This window comes from Streptomyces sp. ISL-36 (genome assembly GCF_018614205.1).
Taxonomy (GTDB): Bacteria; Actinomycetota; Actinomycetes; order Streptomycetales; family Streptomycetaceae; genus Streptomyces.
The window spans coordinates 1-12,787 of record NZ_JAGGOS010000059.1; the positions used below are offsets into that span (position 1 = coordinate 1).

The 12,787-nt window shown below is 71.2% G+C and carries 12 protein-coding genes; 6 read left to right on the forward strand and 6 right to left on the reverse strand.

The annotated features are described in order from the left end of the window. Positions 1–1,138: HEAT repeat domain-containing protein (locus J7E93_RS16235; protein WP_215069931.1), on the reverse strand; the 1,138-nt coding region annotated here is incomplete at its 3' end. Positions 1,139–1,630: 492 nt separating this feature from the next. Here J7E93_RS16235 and J7E93_RS16240 point away from each other — a divergent pair. Next, the gene (locus J7E93_RS16240; protein WP_308368675.1) at positions 1,631–2,602 is read left to right on the forward strand and encodes an ATP-dependent DNA ligase; all 972 of its coding nucleotides are present in this window, start codon (positions 1,631–1,633) and stop codon (positions 2,600–2,602) included. Positions 2,603–2,715: 113 nt separating this feature from the next. Here the strand turns inward: J7E93_RS16240 and ligD are convergent, their stop codons facing one another. Continuing rightward, positions 2,716–3,600, reverse strand: coding sequence for a non-homologous end-joining DNA ligase (gene ligD / locus J7E93_RS16245; protein ID WP_215069907.1), 885 nt, complete (start codon positions 3,598–3,600; stop codon positions 2,716–2,718). Between the two features lie 58 nt (positions 3,601–3,658). Between ligD and J7E93_RS16250 the strand changes: the two genes are divergently transcribed. Next, entirely contained in the window at positions 3,659–4,801 is a 1,143-nt protein-coding gene (locus J7E93_RS16250; protein WP_215069909.1) for a Ku protein, read from the forward strand. Between the two features lie 125 nt (positions 4,802–4,926). Here the strand turns inward: J7E93_RS16250 and J7E93_RS16255 are convergent, their stop codons facing one another. The 3 genes from J7E93_RS16255 to J7E93_RS16265 all read right to left on the reverse strand — a co-directional run bounded on the left by J7E93_RS16255 (position 4,927) and on the right by J7E93_RS16265 (position 7,160). Continuing rightward, positions 4,927–5,730 carry a MerR family transcriptional regulator gene (locus J7E93_RS16255; RefSeq protein WP_215069911.1) on the reverse strand — a complete coding sequence of 268 codons (804 nt, stop codon included), beginning with the start codon at positions 5,728–5,730 and terminating at the stop codon, positions 4,927–4,929. After that, the gene (locus J7E93_RS16260) at positions 5,723–6,259 is read right to left on the reverse strand and encodes a VOC family protein (protein WP_215069918.1); all 537 of its coding nucleotides are present in this window, start codon (positions 6,257–6,259) and stop codon (positions 5,723–5,725) included. The genes J7E93_RS16255 and J7E93_RS16260 overlap by 8 nt, the downstream gene beginning before the upstream one ends. Before the next feature lie 85 nt (positions 6,260–6,344). Next, a complete protein-coding gene (locus J7E93_RS16265) occupies positions 6,345–7,160 on the reverse strand; it encodes a hypothetical protein (RefSeq protein ID WP_215069920.1) in 816 nt (271 codons plus the stop codon). Between the two features lie 241 nt (positions 7,161–7,401). On the opposite strand from J7E93_RS16265, the gene J7E93_RS16270 reads away from it, so the two are divergent. Then, positions 7,402–8,943 (forward strand): M4 family metallopeptidase, encoded by a 1,542-nt coding sequence (locus J7E93_RS16270; protein ID WP_251066628.1) that lies wholly within the window; start codon positions 7,402–7,404, stop codon positions 8,941–8,943. A 70-nt stretch (positions 8,944–9,013) separates the two neighbouring features. Here the strand turns inward: J7E93_RS16270 and J7E93_RS16275 are convergent, their stop codons facing one another. Continuing rightward, entirely contained in the window at positions 9,014–9,670 is a 657-nt protein-coding gene (locus J7E93_RS16275) for a TetR/AcrR family transcriptional regulator (RefSeq protein ID WP_215069924.1), read from the reverse strand. Between the two features lie 103 nt (positions 9,671–9,773). Between J7E93_RS16275 and J7E93_RS16280 the strand changes: the two genes are divergently transcribed. The 3 genes from J7E93_RS16280 to J7E93_RS16290 form a co-directional block, all read left to right on the forward strand. Continuing rightward, entirely contained in the window at positions 9,774–10,514 is a 741-nt protein-coding gene (locus J7E93_RS16280; protein WP_215069925.1) for an SDR family NAD(P)-dependent oxidoreductase, read from the forward strand. Positions 10,515–10,557: 43 nt separating this feature from the next. Then, a complete protein-coding gene (locus tag J7E93_RS16285; RefSeq protein WP_215069927.1) occupies positions 10,558–10,872 on the forward strand; it encodes a multidrug efflux SMR transporter in 315 nt (104 codons plus the stop codon). Positions 10,873–11,174: 302 nt separating this feature from the next. Further along, the coding region (locus J7E93_RS16290) for an AAA family ATPase (protein WP_251066626.1) at positions 11,175–12,787 on the forward strand (1,613 nt) is incomplete at its 3' end.

Consider the following 12,787-nt stretch of genomic DNA (forward strand, 5'->3'; position numbering starts at 1 on the left):
CGAGCCGGGCCGCGAGCGCGTCGGTCGCCGGGCCGGCCAGTTCGAAGAGCCGTTCCAGGAACGAGGTGGCGGCCTCGCGGAGCCGGGGATCGGGATCGGCGAGCTGGGCCCCGATCAGCCCCACCACCTCGTCGTACCGCCCGCGCCACACCCGTATCAGCCCACCGCAGAGCCAGATCGCGTCCGAGCGCTGGGACCGGTCGGGGGAGCGCAGTTGCGCCAGGATCAGCGCGGTCCGGTCCTCGACCCGGTCGTCGAGCGCGGTGTGCAGGGTCCGCATCAACTCGTCGGTCCACGGCGTCGGCCGGCCGCCCGAGTGCTCCTCCAGCAGCTCGCGCACCTGCCCGATCAGAGTGGGCGTGGACGGCCGCGCGTTCTCGGCGGCGGCCGGCTCGGGCGGCGCCGTCCGCACCTCGTCGAGCAGCTCCGTCACCCGCTCCACGACGTCGTCCGGAACCTCCGCGGGGGCGCATCGGGCGAGCTGCGCCAGGGCCGCGAGCCGCAGTCCCGGCGCGTGGGCCGCGCGCGTGAGCCAGCCGAGCCAGTCGACGGTCTCCTCGCGCAGCGACGCGTGGCGCCGTGCGATCCGGCCGACCGCCTCCACCAGGGCGAGCCGCACCTCCGTGTCGCACTCGACCGTCAGCCGCTCCCGCAGCAGGGTCAGCACCCGCGCGGGCTCGGGGTGCAGCGAGGCGAGCGCGCACGGGGCCGCGAGCCGCACCTCGGGGTCCGGGTCGCCGACCAGAGCGAGGAAGACGTCGGCTCCGGCGGCGACGGCGGCCGCGGCCATGGCGTAGTTCGCCGCGGGGATGAACTCCTCGTCGTCCGCGTCGAGTTCGTCCAGTACGTCCTCGTCGCAGAGGTCGATCCCGCCGATGCTGGTCAGCAACTCGACGATGCCGCCGCGCTCCTGGACCTTCGGATCGGCGACGAGTTCGAGCAGGAAGGGGATGCAGGCGAGCGTCGAGTCGTACACGTCGCCCTGGTGGTGCACCGTGCCGTACATCCCGTCGAGAGCGATCTCCCGCTCGGTGGGATCGGTCGAGGCGAGCCCGCGCAGCAACCCCGGAACGTCGTCCGCGGGTCCGTAGGCATGGCCCAGCGAGGCCCAGTCGACCTCCTCGATCCCCGTCAGCATGCCGGCCGCCGCCTTCCCCGTGAGCGCTGTACCAGGCAGCAAGTGTGCACCACCGCACCGTCAACCAGGACCCGCTGACCGGACGCGGTCCGCGAAGGGCTCACGGGGCGCACGCTTTGCGCCATGCGGCGTACGCCTGCCGGGAGTTGCCTCGGGACGGCTCCCGACAGGCCGGGGAGAGGGCCGTCGGCGACGGGGGGCTCTCGGCCTCCGGGCCGCCTTCCAGGGAAGGCCCGGAGCACCCGCTCGCCGCGCCGAACCGCTCGAAGCCCTGGAACCCCGCGAACCCCCAGAACCCCGCGAACACCTGGAACCCCGCGAACACCTGGAACCCCGCGAACACCTGGAACCTCGCGAACACCTGGAACCTCGCGAGCCGCCAAGAGGCGCTCGAACCTCCGGAACCGCTCTCACCCCCGATTCCGTGTGTCTCATGGCTGAATCGGCCGGGATCGGGGAGTAGCGGCGTCCGTCCCGGGTGAGGACTGATCCGTGGATCTTCCCCGTATCGCGCCGATGCTCGCCACGCCCGGCGCGCTGCCGCCCCCCGCGCGGCACGCCGAGTGGGCCTTCGAGACGAAACAAGATGGCCAAAGGGCGATCCTCTATCTCGCCGGTGACGGAACACTGAGGGTGCGCTCACGGTCCGGCGAGGACGTCTCCGCGGCCTATCCGGAGCTGCTGCCGCTGGCCCGGGCGCTCCCCGCGGGCCGTGCGGCGGTGCTGGACTCGGAGATCGTGATGCTCGACGAGGACGGGCGGAGCGACTTCGCGCGGCTGCAGCCGCGCATGGGCCTGGCGGGCTCGCCCGCGCGGGCGAGGCGGCTGGCCGCGCGCGAACCGGTGCACGCCGTCCTGTTCGACGTGGTGTTCCTGGACGGGCGGCTGCTGACCGGTCTGCCCTGGACGGAACGGCGCCAGGAACTCGAACGGCTCGCGCTGCACGGTCCGACCTGGTCGACGCCCGCCGCCCTGGTGGGCCACGGAGAGGCCGCGCTGCGCGCCACCCGCGAGCACGGTCTGGAGGGCCTCGTCTGCAAGCGGATCACCTCCCGGTACGAGCCCGGCGCGCGGTCACGGCACTGGATCAAGATCCGCAACATGCGCACCGCGGACGTCGTCATCGGCGGCTGGCTGCCGGGCGGCGGGCGGCTGTCCGGCCTGCCCGGATCGGTCCTCATGGGCCAGCGGCACGCCGGCGGACTGCGCTACGTCGGCAGCGTCGGAACGGGGTGGAGCGAATCCGAGCGCGCCTCCCTCGCCCGGCTGCTGCACGCCGCCGAGATCGAGGAATGCCCCTTCTCCGAGGTGCCGCCGGTCGCCGGCGCGCACTGGGTCCTTCCGCGCCTGGTGGGAGAGGTCAGGTACGCCGTCCGTACCTCGGCCGGGCTGCTCCGCCAGCCCTCGTGGCTGCGCCTGCGCCCCGACCTGACCCCGGAGGAGTCCGCCGCCGACGTGGAGTGAGAGGCGCCAGGCGCCGCAGCCGTCGCAGCCGCCGGAGCGGGGCTGCGGCCGGTCGGGAGGAGGGCTCCGGTCCGGTCGAGCGGGGCTGCGACCGGTCGGGAGGCGGCCTGTGGTCAGGGCAGGGCTCCGGCCCGGTCCGGGGCGAAGAGGGGGGCGAGCAGATCCCCGTACCGCTCCAGACGTGGCGCGATGTCGTCCATCAGAAGGACCATCCGCTGCGGGTCGTCGCACTCCTCGACCTCCTCCCATGTCACGGGCGCGGAGACCGTCGGCAGCGGCCGGGCGCGCAGCGTGTACGGGGTGGCGGTGGTCTTGGCGGCGGCGTTCTGGCTGTGGTCGACGAAGACCTTCCCCGGCCGCAGGGCCTTGGCCATGCGGTGGACGATGAGGGCGGGGTGGTCCGCCTCGGCCTGCATGGCGAGCTTCTTCGCGTACGCCGACACCTGCGCGGAGGGCGTCGGCTCCAGCGGTACGAGCAGATGCAGGCCCTTGGCGCCGGACGTCTTGGCGAACGCCTCCAGGCCGTCCGAGGCCAGCCGCTCCCGCAGCCAGCGCGCCACCAGGCAGCACTCCACGACGGTCGCCGGCGGTCCGGGGTCGAGGTCGAAGACGAGCCGGTCGGCGACGGCGGGGGAGTCGGCCCGCCACTGGGGCGTGTGGAACTCCACGACCAGGTTCGCCGCCCACATCAGCGACGCCAGGTCCTGGACCATCACCTGCCGGGCGCCGGGGTCGTCGGAGCGGGGGACGGGCGTGGTCTTCACCCAGGCGGGTGTGCCGGGCGGGGGGTTCTTGGTGAAGAAGAGCTGTCCCTCGGGGCCGTCCGGATAGCGCAGGAAGGACACCGGGCGGTCACGCAGATGGGGCAGGAGCACGGCTCCGACGGTGGCGTAGTAGTGCAGGAGCTCGCCCTTGGTGGTGCCGGTGGCCGGGTGGAGGACCTTGTCCAGATTCCTGAGCGCCAGGCGCCGCCCCTCCACCTCTGTGATCGGCGTCATACGATGAGAATCCCATGAATTGGGCATAGCCGTGCAATCTTCGCGAAAGGGGTGAAACGTGCGATCCATTTGGAACGGCGCCATTTCCTTCGGCCTGGTCAGCATCCCGATCAAGCTGGTGAACGCCACCGAGAGCCGGTCCGTGTCCTTCCGCCAGATCCATGCCGAGGACGGCGGCCGCATCCGCTACCGCAAGGTGTGCGAGCTGGACGGGGAGGAGGTCTCGCAGGCGGAGATCGGCAAGGCCTACGAGGACGCCGACGGGACCATGATCCCGATCACCGACGAGGATCTGGCCTCCCTGCCGCTGCCGACGGCGAAGACGATCGAGATCGTCGCCTTCGTGCCGGCTTCGGAGATCGACCCGCTCCAGATGGACGCCGCCTACTACCTCTCGGCCAACGGCGTACCGGCCGCCAAGCCGTACACCCTGCTGCGCGAGGCACTGAAGCGCAGCGACAAGGTGGCCGTCGCGAAGTACGCGCTCCGGGGGCGGGAGCGGCTCGGGATGCTCCGGGTCGTGGACGAGGTGATCGCCATGCACGGGCTGCTCTGGCCGGACGAGATCCGCGCGCCGGAGGGCGTGGCCCCCGAGACCTCCGTCTCGGTGCGCGAGGCCGAACTCGACCTGGCCGACGCCCTGATGGCGACGCTCGGCGAGGTCGACATCAACACCCTGCACGACGACTACCGGGAGGCGGTCGAGGAGATGATCGCCGCCAAGGCGGAGGGCGGCGAAGGCGTGGCACCGCCGGAGCCCGCGGAGGAGCGGGGCGGCCGGGTCATCGACCTGATGGCGGCCCTCGAGAGCAGCGTCCGCGCGGCCAAGGAGGCACGCGGCGAGGCCGGGGCGGCCGGGGCGGCGGCCGCGGCGGGTGGAGACGCCGAGGTGACCGAGCTCAAGCCCCGCAAGGCGGCGGCGCGCGCCCCGAAGGAGACCGAGGCGAAGAAGTCCACGGCGAGAACGGCGGCGGAGAAGACGGCGGCGGCCCCGGCCCGGAAGTCGACGGCGAAGACGTCGACGGGCGGCAAGGCGGAGACCGCCAAGTCCACGGCCACCAAGTCCACGGCCACCAAGTCCACGGCGAAGAAGTCGGCGGCCAAGGGGACGGCGAAGAAGACGGCCGACAAGGCGACCGAGAAGCCGGCGGCGAAGAAGACGACGGCGAAGAAGGCCACTCCCCGCAAGCGCTCTGCCTAGGGGCGCCTCGCCGGTCTTGCCGGGCTCTCGCGAAGGGCAGGCGGGCGTCTGCCCGAGTCAGGAGAACCTCCGGGTTCGTGAAGGCGTCGGACGCCCTCGCGGGTGCGGGCTTCCGGGCCCGCGCGCTACTGCCAGGTCGCGGTGTCGGGGTCGATGCCGTGGGCGCGCGCGCTGGCGTCGACGATGCGACGGAACCACGTGGCGAGGCCGGCGCGGATGCCGTCGTAGTGGGCGGCGAAGGCCGGGTCGGCCTCGTACCTGCGGCCGAGACAGACCTGCATCTGCCTGGTGAGGGGAAAGTACGAAGCGAAGACTTCGCGGTGCCGCTCGACGAGTCGATTCGCCTCTGGGTCACCAGGTGAGACGCCGGCGTCCATCGCGTCCCCGAGGGCGCGGTCGAGGCCGGCTACGGCGTCGGCGACGGCCTGCCATTCCTCCGGAGTGCGAGAGGCCGAGCGTTCGGCGTACTGCCGCCATTGCGTCGTGTCTCCGTAGCGCTGACGGGCTTGGGCGGGCCAGTCCGGGTTCCACTGGGGGCCGAAGATCGCGGCCTGCTGCTCGGCGGTCAGCAGCAGGCCGCGCTCATGGGCGTCGATCATCCGGTCCAGTCCGTCGCCGAGCTGCTGGAGGCGCTCGATCCGTTCAGCGACCTGGGTGCGCTGCGCGCGCAACGCGCCGGGCACGTCTGCGGTCGAGTCGTCCAGGACGGCCCGAATCCTGTCCAGGCCGAGACCGACCTCACGGTAGGCGACGATGCGGTGCAGGCGTTCCAGGTCAGCAGCGGTGTAGAGCCGGTATCCGGCAGCCGTGCGCAGCGACGGCCGCGCCAGGCCGATCTCGTCCCAGTGGTGCAGCGCGCGGACTGTCACGCCCAGACGCGTCGAGACCTGACCGACGGTCAGGCCATCGGCGTCGGTGGCATCAGGCATGCTCCTCATTGTCGCCGCGACCGGCGCCCGGTGGGACGATCCCGACGGCTTCAAGGTTCCGCGCCTCCTGACTGGCCGGATCGAAGGGCTTCGCCGCAGTGAAAACGATCCGTGCGTTCTCGGGGGTGGTCACCGTCACATCGCGGGTGTTCCAGGGGGTGTCCCGTGGACCGTCGACCGAGTTCGGGCGCAACGCACGACAGGCCTCGACAACGGAATCGACCTGGCTGAGCACGCACGCGAAACTGAGGCTCATCGCCGGTGCCTGCTCCGGATCGCTCGCCGCCGGGACGAGGAGTACGTCCTGGAACGCCCACCGGCGCAGATGCACAACGCTGCCGGGGATGCTGAACAGCTCGATGAACCCGAGCCCACGAGTCCAGAAGTCCACCGACGCCGCCACATCGCTCGTGGGGATCGTCGCGAACGCGGGCATCCCATAGATGCCGCGGAACGGCTCCGGCGGAACCGTGTCCGGGCCGGCGGCGGGCACAGGGCTGATCTCGAACGCGTTGTAGTAGTCGCTCATGCACACCACCCTCGGGCCTCACGCAACGTGAGGGTCAAGCAGGTTCCGTGAGGGGCCCGGCTCGTCGGGAAGGCCCGCCGCGCATCTAAGTCCCCAGCAGCTCCCGCAGGGAGCTCTTCATCGCGGCCACGAACGCCTCCCGCTCCGGCTCCCCGACCAGATCGAGCGAGAGATACGGATTCAGGTCCTCCAGCTCCACAAGGAGCAGCTCCCCGCCCGGCGCCCGGCAGGCGTCGACGCGCTGGATGCCGTACGGCAGGTCGTTCCAGTCCACGAACCGCTGCGCGAACTCCAGGTCCGCGGGCGTCGGTTCGTACGTCCGGAGCACCCAGCGCGCCTCCGGATCCGGTGCGTACAGCGCGTACTGGAAGCTGCGCCCGACGTAGTAGAACGACACCTCGTACGCGAACGGGACACGGGGCTGTACGAGCATGCCGGTGGGGTCCACGTCCCCGAGCCGCGCCCGTTCCACGAACCGCAGGCCGACCGAGTCGGCGCCGAGGAGCGGCTTCACGGCGTACTCCTCCGCCTCCGGCAGCAGGGCGAACTCCTCCCGCCGCCCGGCCGTGGGAATGACCGGAAATCCCTCCCTCGACAGCTGGAGCAGGTACGCCTTTCCGGCCATGTCACCCTTGCCGGAAAGGGAGTTGAACGTCCGGGTCCCGGCGGCGAGCGCGGCGGCGCGGAACGCGTCGTACGCCTCCTGGTAGTGGATGACGGGCCCGCTGTTGCGGACCACGACGGCGTCGAACCGGTCCATCAGCCCGGCCGCGTCCAGGGGATGGCAGAGCGCGACACCGAACTCCTCGCGCAGTCGGCCGCTCAGCCAGATGTCCTCGTCGCAGTACCGCCGCCCGCGCGCTTGGTAGCCGAGGTCGGTGACGTAAAGAAGGTTTCCCATTCGAGCATCTAAGCAGGCCGAATCGGTCGTATAACGGACGCTGTTGGTCGCCCTCCGGACAACTGATGGTCAAATTCTTGTTGCAGACCTGTCAATGAAGCTCGCGGGCTGGCACTCTCGCTGCCGCGTCACCCCCCACAGCACCAGCGAAGGAGCCCGCGTGACCCGCCTGCAGTCCTCGCACCACCGCCCCTCGGCGCGCACCACCGTCCGCGCCGCCGCCCTGCTCGCCTCGGCCGCCATGGTCGTCGTCGGAGTCCAGGGTGGAACGGCCGGCGCCGCCACCGATCGTGAGGCCGGTGCCACCGCGCTCGTCCTCTCCGCCCCCGAGCGCACGGCCGCGATCAAGGGCGCACAGGCCGCGGCGGACACCACCGCCAAGGCGATCGGCCTGTCCGGCCAGGAGAAGCTCGTCGTCCGGGACGTCGTCAAGGACGCCGACGGCACCGTCCACACCCGTTACGAGCGCACCTACGAGGGTCTCCCCGTCCTCGGCGGCGACCTCGTCGTGCACCAGAAGAAGAACGGTGCCCGCTCCACCACCAAGGCGACCGGCGCCCGGATATCCGTGCCCAGCACGGCCGCCGCCGTCTCCGCCGACACGGCCGCGAAGTCCGCGGTCGCCGCCTCCGAGGAGAAGGCCCCGGCCGCCTCCTCCGCCCGCAAGGTGATCTGGGCCGCGACCGGAAAGCCGACCCTCGCCTGGGAGACCGTCGTCACCGGCGTCCAGGCCGACGGCACCCCGAGCGAGCGGCACGTCGTCACCGACGCGACCACCGGCAAGGAGCTGTACGCCTACGAGGCCATCGAGACCGGCTCGGGCCACAGCCAGTACAGCGGCACCGTCACCCTCGGCACCGCCCCCTCGTACACGCTGACCGACACCGCGCGCGGCGGCCACAAGACGTACGACCTGAACGGCGGCACCAGCGGCACCGGGACCCTCTTCACCGATGCCGACGACACCTGGGGCGACGGCACGGCGACCAACCGCCAGACCGCCGCCGTCGACGCCCACTACGGTGCGGCCGTCACCTGGGACTTCTACAAGAACGAGCTCGGCCGCAACGGCATCCGCGGCGACGGTGTCGCCGCCTACTCCCGGGTGCACTACGGCAACGCGTACGTCAACGCCTTCTGGTCCGACCAGTGCTTCTGCATGACGTACGGCGACGGCGCGGGCAACCTCAAGCCGCTCACCTCCCTCGACGTGGCCGGTCACGAGATGAGCCACGGCCTGACGGCCTCCACCGCCGGGCTCAGGTACAGCGGAGAGTCCGGCGGCCTCAACGAGGCCACCTCGGACATCCTCGGCACCTCGGTCGAGTTCTACGCGGCCAACGCCGCGGACGCCGGCGACTACCTCATCGGCGAGAAGATCGACATCCGCGGCAACGGCACCCCGCTGCGCTACATGGACAAGCCGAGCCGCGACGGCAACTCCGCCGACTACTGGTCGAAGAGCGTCGGACGGCTCGACGTCCACTACTCCTCCGGGCCGGCGAACCACTTCTTCTACCTGCTCTCCGAGGGCAGCGGCGCCAAGACCCTCAACGGTGTCAGCTACAACTCGCCCACCTTCGACGGCTCCACCGTCACCGGTATCGGCCGGGTCAAGGCGTACAAGATCTGGTACAAGGCCCTGTCGACCTACATGACCTCGTCGACGAGCTACGCGGGCGCGCGCACGGCCACCCTCCAGGCGGCGGGCGACCTCTACGGCACGGGCAGCGCGGAGTACGCGGCCGTGGCGACGGCCTGGAACGCGATCAACGTGAAGTGATCGACGTGACGCGATCGACGTGACGCGATCGACGTGAAGCGATCGACGTGACGCGATCGACGTGAAGTGGTCAATGTGAAGTAGCGCTCGACCGTCGAGGGCCGTGCGGCAACCCTGCCGCGCGGCCCTCCGTCATGACGTCCCACATCGCCATCGCGTAGTCCACGGTCGACGTCAGTCGGTCCAGGGACACCCCGTCGCGCGATTCGATCGACATACCGTGCAGCACCGTCGCGTAGAAGGCGGCGACACTCCTGACGTCCGTGGCCTCCGGCAACTCGCCCTCCTCCACCGCCCGTTCGAGCCGCTCCTCCAGATCCGCCACCGTGGACCTGCGCCACCAGGCCAGATGGTCGGCGACCGGCCGGTTCTGGGTGCCGCAGTTCGTCGCGGCCAGCACGATCATGCAACCGCTCGGCGTCCCCGGATCGCTGAACGTGTCGATGTTGCCGCGCAGCATCGCCTCCACCGCCGCACGGGCCGTCGGCGCCTCCCGCAAAGCCCTGCTCGTCGCCGAGCCCGTCGTGTCGTTGTAGAGCGCGACCGCCTCGCGGAACAACTGCTCCTTCGAACCGAAGGTGTTGTAGAGGCTCGCCGAGTTGATGCCCATGGCCCCGGTCAGATCGGTCAGCTTGGTGCCCTCGTAACCGAGCTCCCAGAACGTCTCCATCGCGCGCCGGAGCGCCGCGGTGCGATCGAACGCGCGAGGTCTCCCCCGTTCGGACATGACATCTCCTCAATCTTTCCTTGACCCAGAGCCGTTCAGGCTGTTAATAACTTCTGGATCGTCCATCCCAAAAATAGTTTAACGCGAACGCGAATGGAGCGACATGCCTCAGCTTGATGGCAAGGTGGCACTGGTGACAGGGGGTAGCCGCGGGATAGGAGCCGCGATCGCCCTCCGGCTGGCCCAGGAGGGAGCGGACGTCGCGCTGACCTACGTCAGCGCCGCCGACAAGGCGCGGGAAGTCGTCAAGTCCATCGAGGCCTTAGGGCGCAAGGGGCTCGCCCTCCAGGCCGACAGCGCCGACCCGACGGCGGTCGTCGAGTCGGTCGAGCGGACCGCGGGCGAGTTCGGCCGTATCGACATCCTGGTCAACAACGCCGGCATCTTCCCCTACGGCCCGATCGCGGACGTGACGCTGGAAGAGATCGACCGGACCCTGGCGATCCATGTACGCGCCGTCTTGCTCTCCACCCAGGCCGCCCTGCGGCACATGGGAGAGGGCGGCCGGATCATCAGCATCGGCAGCTGCTGGGCCAACCGCGTGCCGGTGCCCGACGTGACGCTGTACGCCATGAGCAAGTCGGCCCTCATCGGCTTCACCAAGGGTCTCGCCCACGACGTGGCGCCGCAGGGCATCACCGCCAACATCGTCGACCCCGGCCCCACGGTCACCGACATGAACCCCGACGGCACGGAGGAGGCCGAGGAGGAGCGTCAGCGGACCGCCGCGAAGAAGCTCGGCGCGGACACGGACACCGCCGGAGCCGTGGCCTTCCTCGCGGGTCCGGACGCCCAGTGGATCACCGGGACGTCACTGGCGGTCGACGGTGGCTACGCCGCCTGACCTGGCCGGTGCGACGAGTGAGGCGAGAGCGAAGGCGGGCGCCATGGCATGGGCGATCCTGACGCTGGCCGGTCTCCTGGAGATCGTATGGGCCCTGGCGCTCAAGGAGTCGCACGGCTTCACCAAGCTGTGGCCGAGCGTCATCGGCGTCTTCTTCTCCGCCCTCAGCTTCGTGCTGCTCACCTTCGCGCTGCGCGACGTGCCGGTGGGCACGGGCTACGCGGTCTGGGTCGGCATCGGGGCCGCGGGTGTGGTCGTGGCGGGCATCGTCACCGGCGAGGCCGCCTCGGCCGCCCGGATCGCCTGCATCGTGGCGATCATCGGAGGAGTCGTCGGGCTGAGGCTTCTGGAGGCATGACGGAGCCGCGCTCGCGCAGGCGCGACAGAGCCGTGCTCGCGGAGGTACGACACGGGCCGCGACCGGGCGGGCCGGCACCCTGAGCCGAACGCGCGCGACGACCGCATCCAGGTCCTCCTCCCGCGGTGGAGGACCTGGATGCGCACGCGTGCCGGAAGCAGGAAAAAGGACCGCGCGAGGGGGAGTTTCACCCACCATCGCAATTCCGCCAGCTGGAAGGTTCCCCCCGACTTTCCACGCTCGCATCGGCTTTACTTCTTGATGACTCGACCTCTTGGGGCTCTACGTTACGGGGGGATGAAATGCGCTCCGCCACGCCCGTGTTACTGGGTAGGGAGACCACACTCTACGAGATACGCCGAGCCGTCGAACGTACGTCGTCCGGGAAAGGAACCTGCCTGGTTCTCGAGGGCTCCGCCGGTGTGGGAAAGAGCGAATCCTCACGGGCGGCCGTGGAGAGCGCACGGACCGCCGGATTTTCGGTGACCGTCGGCAAGGCCGCGCAATTGGACCGGAGGGTGCCGTTCAGCACCCTGCGCAGGCTTCTCCGTGGCACCGTTCCGCCCCGGTTCCTCACCCCGCTCACGGGCCGTCAGGACTACGACCCCCTCGCCCCCGTCGACGTCATCGCAGACTTCCTCCGGCGCACCACCCGCTCCCAGCCCCTGCTCGTGGCGCTGGACGACGCACACCTCGTGGACGACCTCACCGCGGCGGCGCTGCGCGGGCTGATCGGCGCCTCGCACTCCGTACCGGTCCTGTGGCTGCTGACCCGCATGCCGGTACGTGTGCGTGACAACGCACAGGACACCATCGACTGGCTCATCCGGGAAGGGGCCGTACGCCATGAACTGGAACCGCTGTCGCAGGAACCCCTCGCCCGGCTCACCGCTCGCGTCCTCGGTGCCCGGCCCGACGACCAGGTGCTGGCGCTCGCCGCGCGCAGCGGCGGCAACCCCTATCTCCTCGAAGAACTGCTGGCCACCTCCCTGGCCGACGGCCGAATCCGTGTCGAGGGACGCGACCCGGTCGCCGTCCTCGTCGACGACGAACCGGCCCCCTGCTTCCTGCGGGCCGTCGATCACCATCTGCGCGACCTCTCCTGCGAGGGCCGCCGGGTGCTGGACGCCGTGGCCGTCCTCGGACCGAGCTTCTCCGTCCACGAGGCGGCCGGCCTGCTCGGCCGCAACCCGGTGGAGCTGCTCCCGGTCATCGGAGAGTTGATCGCCACCTCGGTCCTGACGGGGGCGGGGCCGACGATCACCTTCCGGCATCCGATCGTCCGCCAGGCGCTCTATGTCCGGCTGTCGGAACCGGTGCGGACGGCGCTGCACCGCGAGGCGGCGGCCGCGGTCTGGCGCGAGGGACGGTCGGCGTCCGAGTTCGTCGACCACCTGATCCTCAGCCAGAGGAGGGCGGTGGCCGGAGCCGCCGAACTGGCGGCGCTCCGGCAGGCGGCGGGAAGCGGACCGCCCCTCGCCGAAGCCGCCCCGTTCGCCGAGTCGGGCCCGTTCGGCGGGACGGGCCCGTCCGGCGGGACGGGCGCCCTGAACGGTCTCACGGCCGCGATCGGTCGGAGCGGCCCGCACAGCCTCTCCGCGGCGACGGCCCAGGTGACCCAGGCGACCCAGATGGCTCCGACGACCCCGGCGACCTCGGGGCCCCCGCCGCCCCCGCCGGCCCCGGCGACCCCGACGACCTGGGCGGCGGCCGCTGCCGGTACGACCGCTCCGTACGACCCGCCGGCCCCGACCGCCGTCTCCGACCGGGCCGCCTGGGCCACCTGGTCCGCGTGGGCCGAGGAGCGGGCGGAGCCCATCCACCCCGAGCTGATGGCCGACGCCGTCCATCTGATGGGCACCACAGGACTCAGGGCCCCGGACGGCCGGCCCGCCCCCGCCGGACGCCCCGCCCC